Here is a 23,568-nt window from a genome sequence, read left to right as displayed (position 1 = left end):
GCCGCTTCCGCATTTCCTTGCGCCTGGAAAGGAACGGGCCATCGCCCTTCGCGCCTCTTGGACCCCCACACTTGAGAGGCCGACCCGCCGTGTGCCGGATCCCCCACGGTCCGGACTTCGCGCGGGAAGACCGATGTGAAGGAGTAGGTGTGCACCCCAAAAAGAAGTTGGCCGCCGGGCTGGGAATTGCCCTGGCGCCGGTTCTCGCATTGAGTCTGCCGGCAAGTTCCGCCAGCGCTCACGGATATATCTCGAACCCGCCCAGCAGGCAGGCGCAGTGCGCCGCCGGGACCGTCGCGTGCGGTGACATCACGTACGAGCCGCAGAGCGTGGAGGGGTCCAAGGGCCTCACCAGCTGCAGCGGCGGCAACTCCCGGTTCTCCGAACTGGACGACGACTCCAAGGGCTGGGCCGTGACCCCCGTCTCGAAGACCACGTCGTTCGAGTGGAAGCTGACGGCGCGCCACGCCACCAGCACCTGGCAGTACTTCGCCGGCGGCCAGAAGATCGCGGAGTTCAACGACAACGGCGCCCAGCCCGGCGCGACCGTCACCCACCAGGTGGACTTCGGCGGCCTGTCGGGCAAGCAGAAGATCCTTGCCGTCTGGAACGTCGCGGACACCGCGAACGCGTTCTACGCCTGCATCGACGTGAACGTCGGCGGCTGAGCGGCCACGCAGGCCCCTGAGTCGGGGCCCGTCCCCGAAACAGGGGCCTGTTCCCGATGCAGTGATTCGATCCCGGGGCCGGGCGCCGGGGCCTTGAGGCCAAGGCCCGGTCCATTCCCCCCACGAGATTCCCCCCACACACGAACCGGGCCGCCGTCTGCGTCGGCGGCCCGGTCGAGGAGTGATCACTCACATGCCTCAGCGCACCCTCGGACTGCTCGCCGCGGCCTCCGCGACCGCGGCGCTCGCCGTGCTGTCACTCGCGCCGTCCTCTCCGGCCCAGGCCGGACCGCCCGCGCCGGCGGAGCTGTCGGCGTCGACGGACCGATCGGCCGGGGCGGAGCGGACAACCCCCCTGGCGGCGGACTTCGTCGTCAGCGAGGCGCAGTTCAATCAGATGTTCCCGAACCGCAATCCCTTCTACACCTACAGCGGCCTGACCGCGGCGCTCAGCGCCTATCCGGGATTCGCCGGCACGGGCAGTGACACCGTACGCAAGCAGGAGGCCGCGGCATTCCTCGCGAATGTCGGCCATGAGACCGGCGGCCTGGTGCACGTGGTCGAACAGAACACCGCGAATTACCCGCACTATTGCGACACCAATCAGCCGTACGGCTGCCCGGCGGGAACGGACAAGTATTACGGGAGGGGCCCGATCCAGCTCAGCTGGAATTTCAACTACAAGGCCGCGGGTGACGCACTCGGAATCGATCTGCTGAACAATCCGGACCTCGTGCAGAACGACGCCGCGGTGGCCTGGAAGACCGGTCTGTGGTACTGGAACACCCAGAGCGGGCCGGGCACCATGACCCCGCACGACGCCATGGTCAACGGAGCCGGATTCGGTGAGACCATCCGCGGCATCAACGGCAGCCTGGAGTGCAACGGCGGAAATCCGGCCCAGGTCCAGAGCCGGATCGACACGTACAAGAGCTTCGCGCAGATGCTCGGCGTGGACCCGGGCTCCAACCTCAGCTGCTGACCGCGAGCTGCCGGTCCCGGCAGCGCACGCGGACACCGTGCTTCACGCTTCGTGCTCAGGGTGCCGTCGGCCCACCGGCCGACGGCACCCTCGGTCCGTCCGGGAAAGGCAGCGCCCCGGACCGGGACCGGTGTCAGGCGGGCGACCAGCGGGCCGTCAGCCGTGGTGTGCCCGCGGGGCAGCTGTACAGCGCGCCGAGCCGGTCCGCCGCCCCCTCACCGGTGGGCGCGGCACCCACCAGCAGCACCTTCCACGGCAGCGCGCTGTCGGTCTCGACCACGATCTCGTCGCCGGTGCGCCGGGTGGTGAAGACCGCCGCCGCGCCGGAGCCGTCCGGGGCCGGGATCGTCGTGACCGTGTCCACTCCCTCGGCCGGGGCGTACACCCGCAGTGTCACCCCGTCGGCCCAGTCGTACTCGGGGCCCTCGCCCTCGGCTCCGAACGGGATGACCGCGCCGGGCCTGGCCAGCAGCGGCAGCGTCGCGAACCCGTGGGTCTCCCGGTGCCAGCCGGGTCCGCTCACCTCGGCCCCGGTGAGCACGTTCGTCCAGGTGCCCTCGGGCACGTAGAACTCGACCGTGCCCTCCTCGGTGAAGACCGGTGCCACGAGCAGGTCGTCGCCCAGCAGGTACTGCCGGTCCAGCGGGCGGCAGGCCGGGTCGTCCGGGAAGCCGAGCAGCATGGCGCGCATCACGGGCGTACCGGTGTCCCTGGCCTGCGTCGCCGCGCGGTAGAGGTACGGCATCAGCCGGTGCTTGAGGCGGGTGAAGGACCGGGCGACGGCCACGGCCTCGTCGCCGTAGTCCCACGGCACCCGGTAGGACTTGCTGCCGTGCAGGCGGCTGTGCGACGACAGCAGGCCGAACTGGAGCCACCGCTTGAAGAGCGCGGGCGTCGGCGTTCCCTCGAACCCGCCGATGTCGTGGCTCCAGAAACCGAACCCGGACAGCCCGAGCGAGAGCCCGCCGCGCAGTGACTCCGCCATCGCCTCGAAGGTGGACTCGCAGTCACCGCCCCAGTGCACGGGCAGCCGCTGCCCGCCGGAGGTGGCGGACCGGGCGAAGAGCACCGCCTCGCCCTCGCCGCGTTCCTCCAGCAGCAGCTGGAAGACGGTCTCGTTGTAGAGCTGCGTGTAGTAGTTGTGCATCCGCTCGGGGTCGGAGCCGTCGTACCACTCGACGTCGAGGGGCACCCGCTCGCCGAAGTCGGTCTTGAAGCAGTCCACGCCCTGGTCGAGCAGGACGCGCAGCTTGCTCGCGTACCAGGCCCGGGCGTCCGGGTTGGTGAAGTCGACCAGGCCCATGCCGGCCTGCCAGCGGTCCCACTGCCAGACGTCGCCATCCGGCTTCTTGAGCAGATAGCCGTGGGCCATGCCCTCCGCGAACAGCGGGGACTTCTGCGCGATGTACGGGTTGATCCACACGCAGACGCGCAGCCCCCGCTCCTTGAGCCGGGCGAGCATCCCGTCGGGGTCGGGGAAGACGTCCGGGTCCCAGACGAAGTCGCACCACTGGTACTCGCGCATCCAGAAGCAGTCGAAGTGGAAGACGCTCAGCGGGACCTCGGCGTCGGCCATGCCCTGGACGAACCTGTTCACCGTGGCCTCGTCGTAGGAGGTGGTGAAGGAGGTGGACAGCCACAGGCCGAAGGACCAGGCGGGCGGCAGCGCGGGGCGGCCGGTGAGCGCGGTGTACCGGGCGAGGATCTCCCGGGGGCTCGGACCGTGGATGACGAAGAACTCCAGCGACTGGTCCTCGACGCTGAACTGGACGCGCCCGACCGCCTCGGAACCGACCTCGTAGGCGACCCGGCCCGGGTGGTTGACGAAGACGCCGTACCCCCGGTCGGTGAGGTGGAACGGAACGTTCTTGTAGGCCTGCTCGCTGCTGGTGCCGCCGTCCGCCTGCCAGATGTCGACGCTCTGGCCGTTCTTGACGAACGGGGTGAACCGCTCCCCGAGCCCGAACACCTGCTCCCCCACGCCGAGCGTCATCTGCCCCAGCATGAAGTGCCGGCCCTCCGCGTCGGTCGCGAAGCCGGCGCCACGTGCCCCGACGGACGTGAGGACCCGTCCGTCGGCGACGAAGTCGAGCCGCCAGGGCGCGCCTGCCACGGTCCCGGTGCGCAGCGTGAGCCCGCCGGAGGTGAGCTCGGCCGTCGAGCCCTGCCGGACGACCTTGGCGGGCGGCGCGGCCTCGCCGGCGGTGGCGAGCGCGAACTCCGGGCGCCGGGGCAGCCGGCCGCCGTGGTGGGTGAGCCGTACGCCGATCACGCCCTCGGCCGGGGAGAAGCACTCCACCGTCAGCAGCGGCGCGTTGAGCGTGTCGCCCCGGTGGCCGACCTTGCCGACCGGCGCGTAGAGGGAGATCCGGTCGTCGGTGACGACGGCGTCGGCCACGGAGACCGCGTAGCGCGCGGTGACGCCGGGGCGCATCTGCCAATAGCCGTCAGTGAACTTCATCTGGGCTCCTGCTCCTGTTCCTGGTGTGGGGGCTGCGGCGCGCGTGTGCGGTGAGTCTGCCCGGCCGGTGCGCCGCGCCAGGGTCGGTGGACCGGACGAGGACCTATTTGACGGAGCCTCCGGTGACACCGGCCGCGACGTACTTCTGGGCGATCACCAGCAGGACGGCGGCGGGTACGGCGGAGATCACCGCGGTCGCCATGACCGCGCCCCAGTCGCTGACGTGGGCGCCCATGAACTCGTACATGCTGAGCGTGATCGGCTGGACGTCGTCGGTGGTGTTGAGGGTCAGCGCGAACATGAAGTCCGACCAGGCGAAGAGGAAGGTGAACAGGCCCGCGGTGATCAGCGCGTTGCGGCTCATCGGCAGGACGACGCGGACGAAGGCGGTGAACCGGTTCGCCCCGTCCACCAGCGCCGCCTCCACGGTCTCCTTCGGTATCGCCACCATGAACGCGCGCAGCAGGACGATGGAGAACGGCAGCCCGAGCGAGGCGTCCGCGAGGATCAGCCCGATCGGCGAGTTCACCAGATGGAGGTCGACGTAGGCGCTGTAGAGCGCGTTGGCGATGACGATGCCCGGGACCATCTGGGTGATCAGCGTGCCGAACACGATGGTGCGGCTGCCGCGCAGGCCGAGCCGGGCCAGCCCGTACGCCGCGGGTGCCGCGAGCGCCAGACAGACGACGACGGCGCCGAGCGACACGACCAGGCTGGTGACCAGGGAGTCCGTCTGGGTGCTCAGGGCGCGCCGGAAGTTGTCCCAGCCCGGGGAGGTGGGCAGCCAGCGGGTCACGGCGAGGCTCTCGCCGGGCTGGAGCGCGATGTTGAGCATCCAGTACAGCGGGAAGAGGAGGACGGCCAGGACGAGCAGCGCGACGAGCGTGCTGCCGAGGGAGCGGCGGGTGCGCGGCGCGGACGGGCGCGGGGTGCCGGGCACCGGTCGCGGGGTGCGGCGCGGCCCGGCGGGGGCGGTGGTGGGCGTGGTCATGGCGGTCACTTCCCCTGGCCGAAGTCGGAGCGGTTGGCCCGCAGGTAGAGCACGGCGAACACCGCGCTCACGAGGATGAGCACATTGCCGACGACGGCCCCCTGCCCGAAGTTCATCTGCTGGAAGGACAACTGGTAGGTGACCGTGCCGAGGGTCTGGGTGGAGTCGGCGGGCCCGCCGCCGGTCAGGGCGAGGATCAGGTCGAGGATCTTGACCGTCGACATGAAGCCCAGGATGAGCACGACGGTGACGACCGGCCGCAGCAGCGGAAGGGTGATGCTGCGGAACGTGCGCCACGCGCCCGCGCCGTCGAGCGCGCCGGCCTCGTACAGCTCGCGGGGTATCTCCTGGAGCCCGCCGTAGAGGATCACCATGTTGAACGGGATGCCGATCCAGATGTTGACCAGGACGGTGGCGGCCAGGGCCACGCCGGTGCTGCTGAGCCAGGGGACGGGCGAGGAGACCAGGTGCAGGCCCGTCAGGGCGCTGTTGAGGACGCCGGTGTCCTGGTCGAGCAGTTTCCGCCAGACGACGGCCGAGACCACCATGGGCACCAGCCAGGGCAGCAGCAGCACGGCGCGGACGACACCGGACAGCGGGAAGCGGCGGGAGAAGAAGACGGCGAGGGCGAGGCCGATGGTGAACTGGCCGAGGAGGGAACCCGCCGTGAAGACGAGGGTGTGCCAGAGCGAGTTCGTGAACAGCGGGTTGTCGAACACACCGCGCCAGTTCTCGAAACCGTTGAAGGGCGCCTCGCCGGTGAAGTAGGTGCGCGGGGTGTAGCTCTGGAAGCTCATCGTGAGGTTGCGGACGAGCGGGTAGCCGAAGAAGGCCAGCATGTACAGGACGGCCGGGGCGACGAAGCCCCAGCGCAGCAGGGCCTGCCGGCGGCCGGGGCCGGCCCGGCCGCCGGCGGTCGTCGCCGGGGGCGCGGGGACGGTGGTGGTGGCGGTGGTCATGACGGTCGCCTCACTCCTCTCAACTCTTCGCACTCCTCTCCTCACCCCGTCTCATTCGTCGGCCGCGGCCTGGGCCTGCGCCTGCGCCAGGGCTGCCTCGGGGCGGGCCCGGCCGGTGAGTACGGACTGGAAGGCGCTCGCCAGGGCGTCGGAGACGACCGGCCAGCGCTCACCGACCCGGTCGGTGCGGGAGCGGGCGGTCTCCACCTCCTCGGCGAAGGCGGCCAGCTTCGGATTCTTGGCCGTGTACTCGGCGGCGGCGCTCGTGCGGGTGGGCACGTTGTTGCGCGACTCGCCCCAGTCGACCTGGTTGCGGCGCTCGTTGAGACAGTTGATGATCTTCGCGGCGGTCCGCTGCCGGTCCTCGTCGCCGGTCCGGGGCACGGTCATGACCGTGCCCCCGATCGGCGGCACCGGCGGGCGGCCGGCCTCGGGGACGGGGATGGGGGCGACCGCCCAGTTCAGGTCCTTGTGCTCGTTCAGTACGGGAACGTTCCACGGACCGTTGACCATCATGGCCGCCCGCCCGCCGATGAACTGCTCGGCGATGTCCTGCTGGTTCCAGGTGACCACGGCTCCCGAGGCGGACTTCTGGTCGACGAGGTCCTTCCACAGTCGCAGCGCGGGGGCGCCCTTGCCGTCGTCCAGCCGGGACTCGTCGCCGCCGGCCGACCAGAAGAACGGCAGGAACTGGTACACACCGTCCGCGTTGGGCGTCGCGCTGAAGGCCATGCCGTACCGGGAACCGCGGGTCAGCTTCTTGGCCGTCGCCTTGAGCTCGGCCCAGGTGGTGGGTGGTTCGACACCGGCCTCGCGCAGGACGTCGGCGTTGTAGAACAGCGCGAGGGAGTTCACGGAGCGGGCGATGCCGTACTGCGTGCCCCGGTAACTGCCCAGGGTCCCGGCGGCGGCCGACATGCCCGTGACGGCCACCCCTGCCTCCTCCAGCGGCACCAGCCCGCCGGTGGCGGCGAACTGGGGGAGTTCGGAGCCGTCGAGGTCGAGGATGTCGGTGAGCGAGTGCGAGGACGCCATCCGGAGCGCCTTGGCGGCCACCTGGTCGGCGGGCACGCTGATCTGGCGTACCTTCACCCCGATCCGCCGTGCGCATCGGTCGTAGAACTCCTGCTCCTGGGCGTGTTCGATGTCGGTCGCCGAGTTCAGGACGGTGATGACACCGGGATCGGGCTCCGCCGCGCACCCGGTGAGGCCGGTGACGGCCACGAGGGCGGCGGCGGTGAGGAGCGCGGCCGGCGCCGGGGGGCGCCGACGGGCGGTCTGCATGATGATCTGCTCTCCGTTCGGTCTACGGCTCTGTAAAGGAGACGGAGGTGACGCGGGGTCGGCGCGGCGGGGAACGAGCGGCGTTGCCGTTGTGGACGGACCGGGTGCTGCGGGCGTGCGGGAGGGGGCGTCGCGGAGTGCGTCGACCCTTCATGTCGAATCGATTCGACGCCGCGCTGCGGTGATGTTAGGCCCTGGCCGATACGGCGACAAGAGGAAGGACAGGGTTACCGCGGCACCTCGGTCCGCGCGAGCCCCGGTCTCGCCGGAGCGAACCCGGCCGCCGTCGCGGGCGGAATCAGCCGGCGGGCTTGACCGCCGGTCAGTGGCGGGGCGGGGCGAGCGGGGCCGTGCCCGGCAGCAGAACCGGCGGGATCAGCAGATGGCCCACGGACTCCGCGAGCAACCGCGCCCCCGGTTCCGTGACCGACGGCGCGCCGCCCTCGCGCAGCGCGTCGGCCGCCGCCACGGCCAGCCGGGTCACCTCGAAGGACAGTGTCTCCACGGGCAGTTCGACCCGGGGCAGCGCCCGGCTCGCCGGATCACCGGGCAGAGTGCCGATGACGACGACGGCGAGGTCCTCGGGCACCCGCAGCCCCGTGGCGGTCACGGACGGCAGGATGTGGTGGTGCGCCGAGGGGTGCTGGACGATCAGTGCCGTCGGCGCCGCCCCACCCCCGTCGCCCCGGCCGGCACCGTCGGCTCCCCCGCCGCCCGCGTCCCCGAGGACCGTACGGAGCCGGTCGGCGAGCCGGGCGGGGTCGGCCACCGAGTGGACCACCGTGACGGCGGCTCCGGTGGTACGGGCTCCCCGGCGCGCGCCCGCGATACCGCGCAGCGCGTAACTGCGCCGCCCCTCGACCTCCCGCTCGCCCGGCGCGAGGTACACCATGTCCCGGTGACCGGCGGCGGCCAGTTCGCGCACGGCGAGCGCCGCGGCCTCCTCCCAGTCGAGGTCGGTCCACGGCAGCGCGTCCTCGTCGGCGGGCCGCCCGATCAGCGCGGCGGGGAAGGCCAGTTCGCGTACGACGTCGATCCGCGCGTCCTCCATATCCACGGCCATCAGCACGGCGGCGTCGGCCAGCCCGCTGAGCGCCACCCGCCGCAGCCCCTCGGCCTTGTCCTGGGAGGTGGTGAGCAGCAGGTCGTAGCCGAGACCGTTGGCCGCGTCACTGACGTCGATCGCGAACCGGCCGTCCACGGAGTCCTGGAGCCCGGCGGCGCGGGGCAGCGCGAGCGCCAGCACGTGCGTACGGCTGCTGCGCAGTGTCCGGGCGCTGGCCCTGGGGTGGTACCCGAGCGCGTCCACGGCCTCCTGGACGCGTCGGCGGGTCTCCTCGGAGATGCTCCGGGAGCCGTTGAAGACATAGCTGACGGTGCTGGGCGCGACGCCGGCCCGCCTGGCGACATCCCTGATGGTTACCATCCGCGGCCCCTTCGACGAGGCGGGTACGTCACCGCCGGGCGTGCCGGGCCCTGTCGGTCGCCCAGGCCCCCGGTCCGCCCCGGCCCGGCCCGTACGGCCGGTCGTACACGAGGTGCCGCCGGTCGTACGCGGTGCGCGCGCCGGACAGGCCCCGGCGATGAGCCGCCATCGTATCGAACGGCTCGCCGGGACGAATCCGGCCACCTCTCCGGTGACCTGCCCTCTCGCACCGGACAGGCCGAGGGACCACGCCGCGGCGGTCGGACCGCGCCGGCCGGACGGACCGCCGGATCGGCCGCCGGGCCGGCCCGCCGCCGGTGACGGCAGCGGCCCGGAGCCGATCAGAACGTTCCGGAGGGCGGCCGGACCGACAACTCAGCGAGATGGGCCGCCAGTTGTTCCGCCAGCGACCGGGCGCCGCCGGGTGCCTCGACCGTCAGGCCCGCCCCCGCGCACCGCCCGACGGTGACACGGGGCGCCCGGCCGGGCGCCCCGTCGACGCGTCCGGCAGCCATTCGCCACCCCGCGGCCCGGACGACCAGCCACGGTGCCGCCGGGCCCGCGTGGAGTGCCGCCGCCGTCCAGACGACGAGGGCGTGCGGATCCGCGGTGCCCGTGTCCGGTCCCGGCAGGGTGTGGACGCCGTCCTCGTCGCGCGGGTCGGGGACGACGACCGGCCCGGCCGCGGACCGTACGGCGGCCCACAGCGCCTCCAGTCCGGGGCAGTGCCTGAGCCGGCCCGCCCGGTCGGTGAACTGCCAGCCGCCGCCGGGCCAGGGTCTGGCCGCCGTCCGGGTACCGGCCAGCAGCCGCCGTACGGCACGGTGCCGGGCGACCGTACCGCCGGGCCCGAGCGGGGCCACGCGTTCCGGCCAGCCGGTGGCCGGGCGTCCGCACACACCACACATCGTCGGTGCGGCTCCTTTCCTCACAGCATGACGTCGCCGCTGTTGGGGCCGAGCGTCTGACCGACGTAGAGATTGCCGCCCGGGTCGGAGGCGAGCAGCAGCACCGTCGGAGCGATCTCCTCCGGCCGCCCGAACCTGCCGAGCGGCAGCTCCGCCTGCTTGGCCCGCTTCCAGTCGGGGCTGAGACCGTCCACCAGCGGGGTCTCGACGGGGCCCGGGGCGACCGCGTTGACTAGGACGCCGCGCGGCGCGGCCTCCCTGGCGAGCGCCTTGGTGAAGCCGATGACGCCGGCCTTGGCGGCGGAGTAGTGGGTCAGCCCCTCACCGCCCTTCTGCCCGAGCTGCGAGGCTATGTTGATGATGCGTCCGCCGCCGCCCGCGACCATGTGCGGGAGGGCGTGGCGACAGCTGAGGAAGACTCCGCGCAGATCCACGGCGATGGTCTCGTCCCAGGTCGCCGGGTCCATCTCGGCCAGCGGTACCTCGGTGAGGATCCCGGCCGAGTTCACGAGGACGTCCAGGCCGCCGTGTTCGCGCACCAGGTCCTCGATCGCGGCCCGGACCTGATCGGCGTCGGTGATGTCGACGGTGTGCGAGGTGACGGCCGCGGCGTCGGTGAGCCGCGCGCCCAGGGTGGCGAGCCCGCGCGCGTCGCGGTCGAGGAGCGCGAGCCGGTCGCCCTCGGCGGCGAACGCCTCGGCGATCGCCGCGCCGATCCCGCTGGCGGCGCCGGTGATCACAACGGTGCGTGGTCCGGTACGGGACGAGGCCGCGCCCGGCCCGGTGCCGGTGCTGTTGCCGCTCAAGATTCCTCCGTGAGGTGGCTGTTGACAGGGCGGTGGACAGGGCGTACGCGTCCGGGGCGGGCGCACGGGAGTGCCTCAGTCGGGGAAGCGGACCGTCAGCCCGCCGTCCACGATCAGTTCCTGCCCGGTGATGTACGACGCCTCCGGTGCGCACAGGAACCGGATCGCGGCGGCCACCTCCTCCGGGCGGCCGACCCGCCCGGCCGGGATGGCGGCCCCGGCGGCGCGCAGCCCCTCGGGGCCGAGGGAGTTGTGCTCGTCCAGCGACTGCGGGGTCTCGATCAGGCCGGGGATGACGGAGTTGGCCCGGATCCCGCGCGGGGCCAGCTCCACGGCGAGCGACCTGACCAGGCCGAGCACACCGGCCTTGGCCGCCGCGTAGTGGGCGTGGTCGCCCCAGCCGTACACCCCGCCCGCGATGGAGGAGACGGCGAGGAGCGCGCCGGGGCCGGTCATCCGCGCCGCGGCGGAGCGGAAGGTCCGCATGACTCCGGTGAGGTCCACACCGAGCATGCCCTCCCAGGCCGTGTCGGACAGGTCCGCCAGCGGGGCCCTGCGCAGGATGCCCGCCGCGGCCACGGCGATGTCGAGCCTGCCGTACGTGTCGACGGCGGCCTGGGCCAGCCGCTCGGGCCCCACGCTCCCGGTCACGTCCGCCTCGACTGCGACGCACCGGCCGCCCGCCGCGGCCACGGCGGCCACGGTCCGTCCGGGATCGTGCGGGTCCGCGCTGTGGAACCCGATCACGGTGTCGACACCGGCGGCGGCGAAGGCGACGGCGGTCGCGCGGCCGATGCCGCTGGCGCCTCCGGTGATGACGGCCACGCGGCGCTGAGCTGGTTCGGTCATGGCGGTGCGTACTCCGAATCTCTGTGGGCGGGAACGTGGGGAAGGGCGTCGTGGTGGGGAAGGACGTCGCCGCATCGGGGTCGTCAGGCGGCGGACGGGGCGCGGCGGCCGACGTCGCGGGCCCCGAACATCACCAGGCCGGAGCCGAAGATGCCCACGGCGCCGGCCAGCAGGGCGGCGACCGTCATCGACACGCCGGCCGAGAGCAGCGCCGCGAGCAGTGCGGAACCGACGATGGCACCGACCGGCCCCATGGTGTGCGCGACGTTGGACCCGATGCCGCGCACCTGCTCGGGGAACGACTCGCTCATGTAGAACAACATCGCCGAGTACGGGCCGGTCAGGAAGAACAGCCCGAGCGCGTAGAGGCCGATGACGAACGTGTTGGACGTGGGCCCGAGCAGCATCGCGGTCATGGCCACGCCTCCGCAGCTCCAGCCGATGATGATCGTCGTACGCCGCCCGATCCGGTCGCCGAGCCAGCCGTGGAAGACGTAGCCGAAGAATCCGGCCAGGTTGGCGAGGACGAGCACGATCAGAGCGCTGTCGAACGAGACGCCCTTCGCCTCCACGAGCACCGTGGTGCCCAGCACGGAGAAGATCTGGATGCCCATCCAGTTCAGGAGCCAGGCGGCCGAGAGGCACAGGGTGTGCCGGCGCAGCGCGGGCGCGAAGACCTCGCGGAGTCCCGCCTTCTCCGCCGCGCCGCCGGCGGGCTCGATACCCGCGGCCCGCTCCACGGCGGCGGCCTCCTCGGCGCGTCCGCCGGCGCGCAGCTTCCGGGCCTTCTTGAGGCCGAGGAAGACCGGCGACTCGGGCAGGGTGCGCATCAGCAGCGCGACCACCAGCGCGGGTACCGCGGCGATCACGAAGCTGCCGCGCCAGCCGAAGGTCGGCAGGGTCAGCGCCGTCACCCCGGCGCCGACGAGGGCGCCGACCGGCCAGCCGCTCTGGACGAAGCTGAACAGCAGGCCGCGCCGTGGGTGCTTGCCGTAGATCTCGTTGAGGTAGACGGTGTTGACGACCTCTTCCGAGTAGCCGAACCCGGAGAAGGCACGGACGGCGACCATGGAGAAGACGCCGCCGGTCAGCGCGGTCGCGGCGGAGGTGAGGGCCGCGCCCGCGGAGGTGATCATCAGGGCGGGCCTGCGGCCGAAGCGGTCGAGGATCGGGCCGACACAGAGCGAGACCACGAAGGTGCCCGCCGTGACCCCGGTGGCGACATTGGCCGCGGTGGCGCCGGACCAGCCGAAATCATCGGCGATCTTGGGCAGCAGGGTCCCGAACAGCGTGAAGTCGTAGACGCTGAAGACCCAGGCGAGGAAGCAGATCACCGACGCGCGCACGACCGGTTGGCGGGACGGCGACGAGGGAGCGCCGGCGGTGGGGGGACGGTCACCGGCTATGACCGGAGTGGGCGTTCCGGACGAGGACCGCGGCGAGGGCTCGGCGGAGGGCGGCGACGGCTGGGAGGAGGACGGCGACGATGAGGGTGACGGGGACGAGGACGGCGAGGGGACGGGGGGCGTGGGCATGTGCGGACTCCGATACGGACGAACGGACACGGGGGACGGTGTGCGGCGGTACGGGTTCGGTTTCGTGAGGTGCGGGCCCGTGGTTCGGTGAGCGGGTACCGGAAGGGCCCTGCTCCGGCGGCGGCCCGGGGAGGGTGACCGCCGCCGGAGAGCCGGCCGCGAGAGGGAGGGCGCGGAGAGGGAAGGGCGCGAGGGGGGTTGCCCCGAAGGGGATGGCACTACGGAGAAAGCACCGGCGGGGAGGGCGACGGAGGGGAGACCGTCGGCCGCGCCCCGGGGTGGCCGGGCCCCTACGGCGACGGGAGGAGGGGAGCCGTCAGCCCCGCGGCCTGCGGCGGACGAAGTCGGAGGCGATGTCGTCGAACGTCGTCCAACGCACACCGGGATACGAGCTGATGTGGTCGATCAGCCGCTCGTGCATCATCAGGTTCTGGGGCCGCCCGGAGACGTCGGGGTGCACGGTCATGGTGAAGACGGCGTAGTCGTTCTCCCGGTAGACCCAGTCGAACTGGTCGCGCCACGTCTGTTCCAGATCGCGCGGACTGACGAAGCCATGGCTGTTGGGACTCGCCTTCACGAACATCATCGGAGGCAGGTCGTCCAGGTACCAGTTGGCCGGGATCTCGACGAGACCGGTCTCCTCGCCCCGCTCCAGCGGTTTCATCCAGTCCCGGGCCGGCCGGTCGTAGTCGATCTTCGTCCAGCTGTCCCCGACCCGCACGTAGTAGGGCTCGAAGTCCCGGTGCATCAGGGAGTGGTCGTACGTGATGCCCCGCTCCAGCAGCAGTTCGTTGGTGACCGGGGAGAACTCCCACCACGGCGCGACATAGCCGGTGGGCCGACGTCCCGTGCGGGTGCTGATCAGGTCGATGCAGTGGTCGAGGATGTCGGACTCCTGGGTCCGGCTCATGGCGATCGGGTTCTCGTGGCTGTAGCCGTGCACCCCGATCTCATGACCGGCGGCGGTACACGCCTCGAACTGCTCGGGGAATGTCTCGATCGAGTGACCGGGCCAGAACCAGGTGGTGGTCAGCCCCCGGCGCCGGAACAGCTCCAGCATCCTGGGCACGCCCACCTCCCCGGCGAACAGGCCGCGGGAGATGTCGCACGGCGAGTCCTCTCCTCCGTACGAGCCGAGCCAGCCGCCGACCGCGTCGACGTCGACCCCGTAGGCGACGAGGATTTCCTTGGGCATGTCGGTACTCCTCTCAGTGGTGCGCTGATCGTCTATGTGGAGGCCTGTCGAATGATTTAGGGAAGTTTTTGCCGATATTTCACCGGCGTGGAGGGAGCAGCCGGAACTCATGGATGGTCGTGGTGTCCGGCCCCGGTGAGCCAGGCACGCAGGATCGAGGCGGCCCCGCCCGCCCGGTCGGCACCGGCGGCACCGGCGACCCGGTCGACGGGGGCTGCCGCGTGTCCCCACGGGCCGGGGCGGTCGCCACCGGCCCTGCGCAGGGCCGCCGCCAGGAGCAGCCGCAGCTGCCACGGCGACAGGTCGGAGGCGAAGACCGCTCCGGCCCGCAGCAGGTCCGCGCCGCCTCCCGCACCGTACGCCGCGGAGGTGGCCCCGGTCTGCACCCTGCTGGCGACGGCGACCGTGACGCCCTCCGCGACCAGCCGTTCGACGGCCGCGGTCACCTCCGGCGGGGCGTTTCCGGCACCGAAGGCGCACAGCACCACGCCACGCGCCCCGGCGGCCACGGACGCCTCCAGCAGCGCGGTGTCACAGCCGACGTAGAGCGGCACGACGTCCACCCTGGGCAGCGCGCCGAGATCGTCGGAGCCGATCAGCGCGTCGGGACGCGGCGGCCGTCCGATCAGCCTGACCCGGCCGTCGTCCAGCCGGGCCAGCGGGCCCCGGCCGGGTGCCCCGAAGGCGGCGGGCGCCAGGGTGTCGGTCTTGCGGACGCCGACCGCCGGCCAGACCGCCCCGTCGAACACCACACCGACCCCGTGCCCCCGGGCCGCCGGGTGAGCGGCCCAGGTCAGGGCGGCGGCCAGATTGCGCGGCCCGTCGGCCGCCGGGTCGTCGGCCGGCCGTTGCGCCCCGGTCAGCACGATCGGCCGGTCGTCCGCGTGCACCAGCGCCAGGGCGAACGCGGTCTCCTCCATGGAGTCCGTGCCGTGGGTGACGACCACCGCGTCCGCGCCGTCGCGCAGGGCCTCCCCGACGGCCGCGGCGAGGACCGCCAGGTCCGGCAGACCGAGCGCGAAGCTCGCGCGCAGGCCCACCTCCCGGCACTCGATCCGGGCCTCGCCCGGAACGGGGAAGGCCCGGGCGGCGGCCAGCAACTCCGCCACCCCCACGGCGGCCACTCGGCCGGCGGGCGTGGACCGGCTGGCGATGGTGCCACCCGTACCGATGAGACACAGCTGCATACGAGGCTCACAATCGATTGCGAGAACGATTGCGCAACCATGCGCCACCAACGGGGAGGAGGGCAACCCCTACGAGGGAATTTTCATGCGGGATGATGGTCCCGGGCATCTGGACGACCGGCCGTACCCGCCGGCACCGAGCAGGACAGGATCGAGGACGACGGCCGTGAGACGACCGACCCAGGGCGCTGGGAACGCGCGTGGTACCGGCGGTTCCGGCCATTCCCGCGGGTCCGGCGGCACCGGCGGTTCCGAGCGCTCCGGACCCCGTACGGACGGACCCCGTACGGGCCGTCCCGGGCCGCCCCGCGAATCCGGCGAGAACGGGGTGACCCTGGCGGACGTGGCGGCCGACGCGGGCGTCCACCAGTCCACCGCCTCGCGCGCCCTGCGCGACGGCGCGGGGGTCGGCGCGGCCACCGCCGAGCGGGTACGGGAGTCGGCCAGGCGGCTCGGCTACGTGGTGAACCCGGCAGCCGCCAGCCTGCGCACCGGCCGCTCACGGCTGCTCGGCGTCCTGGTCCCCCGGCTGACCGACATCGTGCTGGCGACGGTGTACGAGGGAATCGAGGCGGGCGCGGCGGCGGCCGGCTACCAGGCGGTGGTGGCCAACACCCGTGACGATCCCGCCGCCCAACGAGCCAAGGCTGAAAGGCTGTTGGCGCTGCGTGTCGACGGACTGCTGCTGGGCGACGCACGCGGGGACACCACACTCGCCCCCGAACTCGTCGCCCGGGGCGTCCCGGTGGCCCTGGTGTCCCGCCGGCTGCGCGGAGTCACCTCGTTCACCTGCGACGACATGCTCGGGGGGCGGCTGGTCGCGGAACATCTGCTCGCGCTCGGCCACCACCGGGTGGGCGTGGTCGCGGGTGAGCCGTACGCCTCCACCGGAGTCGAGCGCACCAAGGGCTTCACCGACGCGTACGCGGAGGCCGGCGTACCCGTGGATCCCTCGTTGATCGTCAACTCGTCCTTCGACGTGCACGGCGGCGAACGGGCCGGCCACCGACTGCTGGCCGCCAAGCCCCGCCCCACCGCGATCTTCGCGGTCAATGACTTCGCGGCGATCGGGGTGATGGGCGCGGCACGCGCGGCGGGGCTGGTGCCGGGGCGCGATCTCGCGGTGGCGGGCTTCAACGACGTCCCCCTGTCGGCCCAACTCCCCATACCGCTCACGTCCGTACGCTCGCCGATGCGCGAAATGGGCGAGCGGGCGGCGCTCGCGCTGGTGGGCATGGTGGAGGGGCGGGGCGCGCGCTCACGCCGGTTCGTCCCCGAGTTGCGGGTCCGCGCGTCCACGGCTCCCGACGGCGCGTCCAGGGCTCCCGCCCGGACGACGAACTGACCGACCGCGTCGGGCGGGCCGGGGACGCGCCCGGCCCGTGGCGCGCTCACTCCCCCGCGGCCCGCTCCGCGTCGGGGCGGTCGGCACGTGTGTTGGCCCGGTCGATCTCGGCCATGTGCTCCTCCGCCCAGGCCCGGACCGCCGCCAGCGGCCCCTCGAGCGACAGGCCCAGCGGTGTGAGCCGGTAGTACACGCGCGGCGGCACCGTCGGCTCCACCCGGCGGCCGACCAGCCCGTCCCGCGTCAGCCCCTGCAGCGTGGCCGACAGCATCTTCTGCGAGATGCCGGTCATACGGCGTTGCAGCTCGGCGAAGCGCACCTCGTCCGGCGCCGCCTCCGCGAGCACCTTGACGGCCATCGAGGTCCATTTCGTACCGATCCGGTCGAGCAGGCGCCGGGTCGGGCACTGGGGATCGAACAGATCACCGCGGACACCTTCGCGCGCTCGGGACGTCGAGGAGGTCACCTGGAGCTCACCACCTGTGGCGGACGTACGGTCTTGGACGGTCCACCTTAGTCACCTAACGTTTGGAAGTCACCATTGGTAATCACCTCAGAGGGTTCATCATGCACACCACACGCCTCGCACCCCACGCTCCGACCACGGCGTCCGGGACGCCGCGCGGGCAGCGGCCGGCGGCCGAGACCGAGTCCGGGACCGGGACCGGGACCGGGACCGGGACCGGGGTCGGGGTCGAGCTCCGCCGCGTCCTCGCGGGCGGCGTCGAGTTCAACGTCGCGCTCGCCGGCGAGGGACCCGCCGTCCTGCTGCTGCACGGCTTCCCGCACACCTGGCGGGTATGGACCGACGTCATCGCCGGGCTCGCCGCGGACCACCGGGTGATCGCTCCCGATCTGCGCGGCTTCGGCGCGAGCGCCCCCACCCCCGGCGGTTTCGACGCCGCCACCCTCGCCGCCGACGCCGAGGCCCTGCTGACGGCGTTGGGCGAGACCTCCGCCGCCGTGGTCGGCATCGACGCGGGCACCCCGCCCGCCTTCCTGCTCGCGCTGCGCAACCCCGGCCTGGTACGCCGCCTGGTCGTCATGGAATCGCTGCTGGGCGGGCTGCCGGGGGCGGAGGAGTTCCTCGCCGCCGGCCCGCCCTGGTGGTTCGGCTTCCACTCCGAGCCCGGCCTGGCGGAATCCGTCCTGACCGGCAGCGAGGCGCGCTACATCGGCTGGTTCCTCGACTCGGGCACCCTCGGCGAAGGGGTACGCCCCGCCCTGCGGGACGCCTTCGTCCACGCCTACACCGGACGCGAGGCCCTGCGCCGCGCCTTCTCGTACTACCGTGCCCTGCCCACCAGCGCCCGGCAGATCCGGAGCGCCGTCGCGTCGGCCCGGCTCACCGTGGCCACCATGGCCGTCGGTGCCCACCCGGTCGGCAGGGCCCTCGAACAGCAGCTGCGGCCGGTGGCGGACGATCTCGTGGGACACGTCGTGGAGGACTGTGGCCACATCATCCCGCTGCACCGCCCCGAGGCCCTGCTCGGCCTGCTCCGGCCGTTCCTGGCCGTCGGGTGAAACCGAGTGAGGCCGGGTGAGGCCCGCGCGCCCGCCATGGTCCCGCGTCGCCGCCCGGCGGCGGGGTGGCCGACGGAGGCCAGGAGGAACCGGGATGATGAACTGCCGTAACGGTTCACCTACCGACACGAGCCGATACGAGTTCGCCAACCGATATGGAGGAGTGGTCAGATGCCGCACGAACGAGCGGGACAGCCCGCGCGGCCGGAGGACCTCACCGATGTCGCCAGGCTGGTGACGGCCTACTACGCCCTGCGCCCGGATCCGGGCGAGGCGGGTCAGCGCGTGGCGTTCGGCACCTCCGGACACCGGGGGTCGTCGACGGCCACCGCGTTCAACGAGGACCACATCGCCGCGACCAGCCAGGCCATCTGCGAGTACCGCGCCCGGCAGGGCATCACCGGCCCGCTCTTCCTCGGCGCCGACACCCACGCCCTGTCGGAACCGGCCCGGGTGACGGCCGTCGAGGTCTTCGCCGCCAACGACGTGACAGTGCTCATCGACAGCGAGGACGGTTACACCCCCACACCGGCCGTCTCCCACGCGATCCTCACGCACAACCGCGGCCGCGCCTCGGGCCTCGCGGACGGCGTGGTGGTCACGCCGTCCCACAACCCGCCCGGCGACGGCGGCTTCAAGTACAACCCGCCCAGCGGCGGCCCGGCGGGCTCCGGGGCCACCAACTGGATCCAGGACCGGGCCAACGAGATCATCGCGGGCGGGTGCGAGGACGTGCGGCGGCTGCCGTGGACCCGGGCGCTCGCGGCGCCGACGACCGGACGGTACGACTTCCTCGGCCGTTACGTGTCGGACCTGCCGGAGGTGCTCGACCTGGACGCCGTCCGGGCCGCCGGGGTGCGCATCGGCGCCGATCCGCTCGGCGGCGCGTCGGTCGCGTACTGGGGACGGATCGCCGAACAGCACCGGCTGGACCTGACGGTGGTGAACCCGGTGACCGACCCGACCTGGCGGTTCATGACGCTGGACTGGGACGGCAGGATCCGGATGGACTGCTCCTCCCCGTACGCGATGGCCTCGCTGATCGAGCAGCGGGACCGCTACCAGATCGCCACGGGCAACGACGCGGACGCCGACCGGCACGGCATCGTCACCCCCGACTCCGGGCTGATGAACCCGAACCACTACCTCGCCGTCGCCATCTCCTACCTCTACGCCCACCGCGAGCGGTGGCCCGCCGACGCGGGCGTCGGCAAGACGCTCGTGTCGTCCGGGATGATCGACCGGGTCGCCGCAGGCCTCGGCCGCCCGCTGGTGGAAGTGCCCGTCGGTTTCAAGTGGTTCGTGGACGGGCTGGCCGACGGCTCGCTGGGCTTCGGCGGCGAGGAGTCGGCCGGGGCGTCCTTCCTGCGCCGGGACGGCTCGGTGTGGACGACGGACAAGGACGGCATCGTCCTGGCGCTGCTCGCGTCGGAGATCCTCGCGGTCACCGGCACGTCGCCCTCGGCCCACTACGCCGCGCTCGTGTCGCGGTTCGGGGCACCCGCGTACGCGCGGATCGACGCGCCCGCGACCCCCGAGGAGAAGGCGGTGCTCGCCCGGCTCTCGCCCGAGCAGGTCACGGCGGACACGCTGGCCGGGGACCCGGTGACCGGGGTGCTCACCCGTGCCCCGGGCAACGACGCGCCGATCGGGGGCATCAAGGTGACCACGGAGTCGGCCTGGTTCGCGGCCCGCCCCTCGGGCACGGAGGACGTGTACAAGATCTACGCGGAGTCCTTCCGCGGTCCCGACCACCTCGATCAGGTCCAGGTGGAGGCCAAGGCCGTCGTCGCGGCGGCCCTGGGCGGCTGACGGCCCGCGCGCCGAGCCCGGCCCGCCGGGCCGGGCGTTGGCACGGCTCGCCACGGCGGACGCGCGGGCGAGGCGCGCGCAGTGCTCCCCAGCGTGCGCCGCCGGCGCGCGGAAGCGTCCGCGGTGGGCGACGTCCTGGTCGCGTGGGCGTACTCACCCCGCGCGGCCAGGAGGTGAGTCGAAGTACTCAGGCGACGGTCCGGACGGCCTGAAAGCATCGGCGCATGGCCGGACAGATGATCGATTCACCGCGCCGGGTCGGCATAACCGCCGTCGGCAGCCTCCTCCCCGACGACGTCGTGCCGTCGGACCGGCTGCAGGCGGAGGTGACCGGGGGCGGCGGGATCGCCCTGCCGCCGTCGCTGCTGCGGCAGGCGACGGGGATCACGACCCGCCGGATCGCCGGCGAGGGCGTGTACTCCTCGACGCTCGCGACCGGGGCCGCGCGCCGGGCGCTGACGGCCGCCGCGCTCGATCCGCTGGACGTCGACCTGCTGCTCTTCGCCTCGGCGACCCGGGACATGGCCGAGCCGGCCACGGCGCACGTGGTGCAGGCGGAGCTGGGGTCACGGGCGCACGCGCTGGATGTCACCAACGCCTGCAACAGCTTCGTCAACGGGATCGACCTCGCCCGCTCCATGATCCTCGCGGGGCGGTCGAGGCGGGCCCTGGTGGTCACGGGGGAGACTCCGAGCCGGGCGATGAACAGGGCGCCCGCCTCGGCGGCCGAGTTCCGGGCCGGGTTCGCCGGTTACACCTTCGGCGACGCGGGCGCCGCCGTCGTGGTGGAGCCGGTGGAGCGCGGCGGGATCGTGGACGTGGACGCGGCGGCGTATTCGGAGCACTGGGAGGTCGGCGGCATCCCCGGCGGCGGCTCCCGGCACCCGCGGGGTGACGCGTACACGTACTTCCGGGGCGACGGCCACCGGCTGCGGGGGGTGTTCGAGAAGGCCGGGACCGAGGTCGTCGACCGGACGCTGCACCGTGCGGGGACCGGCTGGGACGGCTTCGCGAAGGTCCTGGTGCACCAGGTGACCGACCCGTACCTGGAACGGTTCGCCGAACTGACCGGCGTCCCCCGGGACAAGCTCGTGCGCACGGTGCCCGAGCTGGGCAACGTCGCGAGCGCGAGCATCGGGGTCCAGCTGGACCGGGTGTACGGGGAACTGCGCACCGGCGACCGGGTGCTGTTCGTCGGACTCGGCGGCGGGATCAGTGTCATGACGATGGTGTGGGAGAAGTCATGAGCGGCGTGGAGAGCACCCACCGGACGAGCACTCACCGGACGAGCACCCACGGGGCGGGCGACCGCCGAAGACGCGAGCGCCGGGACAGCATGTGGGTCATCGTGCCGGCCCATCAGGAGGAGGCCCGCCTGCCCGACACGCTCCGGGCCCTGGCGGCCCAGCGGGAGAAGGACTTCACCCTGCTGGTCGTGGACAACGGCTCGTCGGACCGTACGGGGGCGGTCGCCCGCGAGTTCGCCGCCGGGGCACCGTTCCCGGTGGAGGTCGTCGAGGAGCCGGCGAAGGGCGTGGGGTGCGCCGTGGACACCGGGTTCCGGTACGCGATCGAACGGGGGGCCACTCTGCTCGCGCGCACGGACGCCGACTGTCTGCCCCGCCCCGGCTGGACCGCCGCGGCGCGGGCGGCGCTCACCGGGGGCACGGCCGGCGACGGGGCCGCGTACCGGGCCGGCGGCCGGCGCGGCGCCGACGGGGCGCGCCCGTCCGGGCGTGCCGAGGGGGTGATGGTGTGCGGGCGGATCGTCGCCCGGCGGGACGAACACGGCCCGCTGGGGCGCTGCGGTTTCTCGCTGCTGGTCGCGCTCGCCGCGCTCTTCGGGCGGCTGCGGCCCGCCCACGCCCGCAGGCACGGCTATCTGGCGCCCTATCGGATGCACGCGGGGAACAACATGGCCATCACCGCCGACCTCTACCTGGCGGTCGGCGGGATGCCCCGGCGCCCCTCCCCGACGGACCGGCTCTTCCTCAACGCGGTACGCGGCCACACGTCCCGTATCGCGCGGTGCCGGACGATGGTCGTGGAGAACTCGACACGGCGGCTGCGCGCGTACGGGATCGCCGGCACCGCACGCTGGTATCTGGACCAGGGCAGCGGCCCGCACGGAGAGGACCCGCGCTGATGCTCGACCGGCTCGACCACGCGCTGCGCGCCCGGCCCGAACGGCCCGCCGTGCTCACCGCCGACCGGTCCGGGGCGCCCCGGACCGCCGCCACCCGGGGCGAACTCGCGGAACTGGCCGACGCGTACGCGGCCGCCCTGCACGCGCGCGGGCTGCGCGCCGGGGACACCGTCGGTGTCGCCGTACGTCCCGGACCGCGTGCCCTCGCGGTCCTGCTCGCCCTCTGGCGCCTCGGGCTGCGCGGCGCCGTCCTGGACCCGGGCGCGGGAGAAGACGTGCTGCGGGCGAGACTCGCGCTGGCCCGGCCGTCGCTGGTGCTCGCCGACGCCACGGCCCAGGCCGTCGCGGGCTGGGCCCGGCCGCTGGCCCGCCGGGCCCGGCTCGCGCTGCCGGACCTGGCGGAGCTGGGTCCCGTCGCCACCGTCGGCCCCCGGCTGCCGGGCTGCGCGCCCGGGCTCGACGCGGACGCGCCGCGTGCGGGCGTGCCGGCGTCCCGCGGGACGGACGGCGACGCGGTGATCGTCTTCACCTCCGGCACCACGTCCCGGCCGCGCGCCGTCGTGCACACCCGGGCCGGGCTGGCCGCCGGGATGGCGTCGGTCTCCGCCCTGTTCCGCGCCCGGCCGGACGAACCGGTGCTCGGCGGCACGTTCTTCGTCCTCGTCCCGTCCCTCGCGCAGGGCGCCCCGGTCGCCCTGCCGGCGCGCTCACCGCGCGTCCTGGCCCGGCAGACACACCGACTGCGCGCCCAGGCCACCTATCTGACGCCACCTCAGCTGCGGGACGCGCTGCGCGCGGGCGCCCGCCTCCGGGGCACGGTGTGGACCGGCTCGGCGCCGGCGAGCGCCGCGCTGCTGGCCCGGGTGCGGCGGGCGGGCGCGGACCGGGCGTGGGGGGTGTACGCGCTCACGGAACTGTTCCCCGCCGCGGCCGTCGAGGCGGACGAGAAGGCCGCGTTCGACGGCGACGGGGACCTGGCCGGTGCTCCGCTGCCCGGTGTGGAGACCGCGCTGGACGCGGAGGGACAACTGCTGCTGACGGGACCGGCGGCGCGCGACCGCTACCTCGGCGAGGCCCCGGACCCGTGGATACGCACGGGCGACCGCGCGCGGCTCGACGGCGCGGGCCGGATCGTCCTCGAAGGCCGGTGCAAGGACATGGTGCTGCGCCGGGCGGAGAACATCTACCCGGGGCTGTACGAACCGGCCTTGCAGGTGCCGGGGGTGGAACTGGCCGTGCTCGTGGGCGTCCCGGCGGACGACGGTGACGAACGGCTCGTCGCCGTCGTCCAGCCGGAGCGCGGCTCGGGTCGCCGCGCGATCCGCGCGGCACTGGCGGAACCGATGCGCCGGATGGGTACCGCCCGGCCGGACGCACTGCTGTTCGCGGACATCCCGCTGTCCGGCCGCTCCCGGAAGCCGGACCGGGCGGCGGCCGCCGCGCTCGCCGCGGCACGGCTGTCGGGAGGGCTCTCATGACCGCGGCCCGCC

20 protein-coding genes are annotated in these 23,568 nt (G+C 73.3%); 8 read left to right on the top strand and 12 right to left on the bottom strand.

All coding sequences use genetic code 11. The features are described 5' to 3' along the window. The first annotated feature begins 149 nt into the window (after nucleotides 1–149). Together IG02_RS0108035 and IG02_RS0108030 are read left to right on the top strand one after the other, a co-directional pair. On the top strand, nucleotides 150–668 hold the full coding sequence (locus IG02_RS0108035; protein ID WP_030743564.1) for a lytic polysaccharide monooxygenase auxiliary activity family 9 protein: 519 nt from the start codon (nucleotides 150–152) through the stop codon (nucleotides 666–668). A gap of 193 nt (nucleotides 669–861) precedes the next feature. After that, nucleotides 862–1,650, top strand: a complete 789-nt coding sequence (locus tag IG02_RS0108030; protein WP_030743562.1) for a chitinase — start codon at nucleotides 862–864, stop codon at nucleotides 1,648–1,650. A gap of 133 nt (nucleotides 1,651–1,783) precedes the next feature. On the opposite strand, the gene yicI is transcribed toward IG02_RS0108030, so the two are convergent. The 11 genes from yicI to IG02_RS0107970 form a co-directional block, all read right to left on the bottom strand. After that, on the bottom strand, nucleotides 1,784–4,111 hold the full coding sequence (gene yicI / locus IG02_RS0108025) for an alpha-xylosidase (protein WP_030743561.1): 2,328 nt from the start codon (nucleotides 4,109–4,111) through the stop codon (nucleotides 1,784–1,786). 103 nt (nucleotides 4,112–4,214) lie between these two features. Continuing rightward, entirely contained in the window at nucleotides 4,215–5,102 is an 888-nt protein-coding gene (locus IG02_RS0108020; RefSeq protein WP_078854288.1) for a carbohydrate ABC transporter permease, read from the bottom strand. A gap of 5 nt (nucleotides 5,103–5,107) precedes the next feature. Continuing rightward, a complete protein-coding gene (locus IG02_RS0108015) occupies nucleotides 5,108–6,061 on the bottom strand; it encodes a carbohydrate ABC transporter permease (protein ID WP_030743557.1) in 954 nt (317 codons plus the stop codon). A gap of 51 nt (nucleotides 6,062–6,112) precedes the next feature. After that, nucleotides 6,113–7,345 carry an extracellular solute-binding protein gene (locus tag IG02_RS0108010; protein WP_030743555.1) on the bottom strand — a complete coding sequence of 411 codons (1,233 nt, stop codon included), beginning with the start codon at nucleotides 7,343–7,345 and terminating at the stop codon, nucleotides 6,113–6,115. Between the two features lie 322 nt (nucleotides 7,346–7,667). Beyond that, a complete protein-coding gene (locus tag IG02_RS0108005) occupies nucleotides 7,668–8,771 on the bottom strand; it encodes a LacI family DNA-binding transcriptional regulator (RefSeq protein ID WP_030743553.1) in 1,104 nt (367 codons plus the stop codon). A gap of 341 nt (nucleotides 8,772–9,112) precedes the next feature. Then, entirely contained in the window at nucleotides 9,113–9,670 is a 558-nt protein-coding gene (locus tag IG02_RS0107995) for a hypothetical protein (RefSeq protein WP_030743551.1), read from the bottom strand. A 29-nt stretch (nucleotides 9,671–9,699) separates the two neighbouring features. Next, entirely contained in the window at nucleotides 9,700–10,485 is a 786-nt protein-coding gene (locus IG02_RS0107990) for an SDR family NAD(P)-dependent oxidoreductase (protein ID WP_199813971.1), read from the bottom strand. A gap of 75 nt (nucleotides 10,486–10,560) precedes the next feature. After that, nucleotides 10,561–11,334 carry an SDR family NAD(P)-dependent oxidoreductase gene (locus IG02_RS0107985; protein ID WP_030743548.1) on the bottom strand — a complete coding sequence of 258 codons (774 nt, stop codon included), beginning with the start codon at nucleotides 11,332–11,334 and terminating at the stop codon, nucleotides 10,561–10,563. A gap of 83 nt (nucleotides 11,335–11,417) precedes the next feature. After that, nucleotides 11,418–12,680 carry an MFS transporter gene (locus IG02_RS0107980; protein WP_199813970.1) on the bottom strand — a complete coding sequence of 421 codons (1,263 nt, stop codon included), beginning with the start codon at nucleotides 12,678–12,680 and terminating at the stop codon, nucleotides 11,418–11,420. Nucleotides 12,681–13,185: 505 nt separating this feature from the next. After that, nucleotides 13,186–14,064, bottom strand: a complete 879-nt coding sequence (locus tag IG02_RS0107975; RefSeq protein ID WP_030743544.1) for a polysaccharide deacetylase family protein — start codon at nucleotides 14,062–14,064, stop codon at nucleotides 13,186–13,188. Between the two features lie 107 nt (nucleotides 14,065–14,171). After that, nucleotides 14,172–15,251, bottom strand: a complete 1,080-nt coding sequence (locus tag IG02_RS0107970; protein WP_063756738.1) for an asparaginase — start codon at nucleotides 15,249–15,251, stop codon at nucleotides 14,172–14,174. A 166-nt stretch (nucleotides 15,252–15,417) separates the two neighbouring features. On the opposite strand from IG02_RS0107970, the gene IG02_RS0107965 reads away from it, so the two are divergent. After that, on the top strand, nucleotides 15,418–16,596 hold the full coding sequence (locus IG02_RS0107965) for a LacI family DNA-binding transcriptional regulator (RefSeq protein WP_234314656.1): 1,179 nt from the start codon (nucleotides 15,418–15,420) through the stop codon (nucleotides 16,594–16,596). Nucleotides 16,597–16,642: 46 nt separating this feature from the next. Here the strand turns inward: IG02_RS0107965 and IG02_RS0107960 are convergent, their stop codons facing one another. Then, nucleotides 16,643–17,062, bottom strand: a complete 420-nt coding sequence (locus tag IG02_RS0107960) for a winged helix-turn-helix transcriptional regulator (RefSeq protein ID WP_030743538.1) — start codon at nucleotides 17,060–17,062, stop codon at nucleotides 16,643–16,645. 101 nt (nucleotides 17,063–17,163) lie between these two features. Between IG02_RS0107960 and IG02_RS0107955 the strand changes: the two genes are divergently transcribed. From IG02_RS0107955 to IG02_RS0107935, 5 genes are all read left to right on the top strand, one after another. Continuing rightward, entirely contained in the window at nucleotides 17,164–18,120 is a 957-nt protein-coding gene (locus IG02_RS0107955) for an alpha/beta fold hydrolase (protein ID WP_078854286.1), read from the top strand. A 171-nt stretch (nucleotides 18,121–18,291) separates the two neighbouring features. Beyond that, nucleotides 18,292–19,932 carry a phosphoglucomutase (alpha-D-glucose-1,6-bisphosphate-dependent) gene (gene pgm / locus IG02_RS0107950; RefSeq protein ID WP_030743534.1) on the top strand — a complete coding sequence of 547 codons (1,641 nt, stop codon included), beginning with the start codon at nucleotides 18,292–18,294 and terminating at the stop codon, nucleotides 19,930–19,932. 224 nt (nucleotides 19,933–20,156) lie between these two features. Continuing rightward, a complete protein-coding gene (locus tag IG02_RS0107945; RefSeq protein ID WP_030743532.1) occupies nucleotides 20,157–21,179 on the top strand; it encodes a 3-oxoacyl-ACP synthase III family protein in 1,023 nt (340 codons plus the stop codon). Next, nucleotides 21,176–22,078, top strand: a complete 903-nt coding sequence (locus tag IG02_RS0107940) for a glycosyltransferase (protein ID WP_234314655.1) — start codon at nucleotides 21,176–21,178, stop codon at nucleotides 22,076–22,078. Before IG02_RS0107945 ends, IG02_RS0107940 begins: the two co-directional genes overlap by 4 nt. Then, nucleotides 22,078–23,556, top strand: coding sequence for an AMP-binding protein (locus IG02_RS0107935; RefSeq protein ID WP_030743529.1), 1,479 nt, complete (start codon nucleotides 22,078–22,080; stop codon nucleotides 23,554–23,556). Before IG02_RS0107940 ends, IG02_RS0107935 begins: the two co-directional genes overlap by 1 nt. Nucleotides 23,557–23,568: the final 12 nt, after the last annotated feature.

The organism is Streptomyces sp. NRRL F-5135 (assembly GCF_000719775.1).
Classification (GTDB): Bacteria; Actinomycetota; Actinomycetes; order Streptomycetales; family Streptomycetaceae; genus Streptomyces; species Streptomyces hebeiensis.
The sequence above is the reverse complement of the archived record's forward strand: the minus strand, read 5'-3'. Positions and strand labels throughout refer to the sequence as shown.

Bases quoted from the DNA above. Each gene is read 5' to 3' on its own strand.
- IG02_RS0108030 (WP_030743562.1), top strand. From the start codon at position 862: ATGCCTCAGCGCACCCTCGGACTGCTCGCCGCGGCCTCCGCGACCGCG.
- yicI (WP_030743561.1), bottom strand. From the start codon at position 4,111: ATGAAGTTCACTGACGGCTATTGGCAGATGCGCCCCGGCGTCACCGCG.
- IG02_RS0108020 (WP_078854288.1), bottom strand. From the start codon at position 5,102: ATGACCACGCCCACCACCGCCCCCGCCGGGCCGCGCCGCACCCCGCGA.
- IG02_RS0108015 (WP_030743557.1), bottom strand. From the start codon at position 6,061: ATGACCACCGCCACCACCACCGTCCCCGCGCCCCCGGCGACGACCGCC.
- IG02_RS0108010 (WP_030743555.1), bottom strand. From the start codon at position 7,345: ATGCAGACCGCCCGTCGGCGCCCCCCGGCGCCGGCCGCGCTCCTCACC.
- IG02_RS0108005 (WP_030743553.1), bottom strand. From the start codon at position 8,771: ATGGTAACCATCAGGGATGTCGCCAGGCGGGCCGGCGTCGCGCCCAGC.
- IG02_RS0107985 (WP_030743548.1), bottom strand. From the start codon at position 11,334: ATGACCGAACCAGCTCAGCGCCGCGTGGCCGTCATCACCGGAGGCGCC.
- IG02_RS0107975 (WP_030743544.1), bottom strand. From the start codon at position 14,064: ATGCCCAAGGAAATCCTCGTCGCCTACGGGGTCGACGTCGACGCGGTC.
- IG02_RS0107970 (WP_063756738.1), bottom strand. From the start codon at position 15,251: ATGCAGCTGTGTCTCATCGGTACGGGTGGCACCATCGCCAGCCGGTCC.
- IG02_RS0107955 (WP_078854286.1), top strand. From the start codon at position 17,164: ATGCACACCACACGCCTCGCACCCCACGCTCCGACCACGGCGTCCGGG.
- pgm (WP_030743534.1), top strand. From the start codon at position 18,292: ATGCCGCACGAACGAGCGGGACAGCCCGCGCGGCCGGAGGACCTCACC.
- IG02_RS0107945 (WP_030743532.1), top strand. From the start codon at position 20,157: ATGGCCGGACAGATGATCGATTCACCGCGCCGGGTCGGCATAACCGCC.
- IG02_RS0107940 (WP_234314655.1), top strand. From the start codon at position 21,176: ATGAGCGGCGTGGAGAGCACCCACCGGACGAGCACTCACCGGACGAGC.
- IG02_RS0107935 (WP_030743529.1), top strand. From the start codon at position 22,078: ATGCTCGACCGGCTCGACCACGCGCTGCGCGCCCGGCCCGAACGGCCC.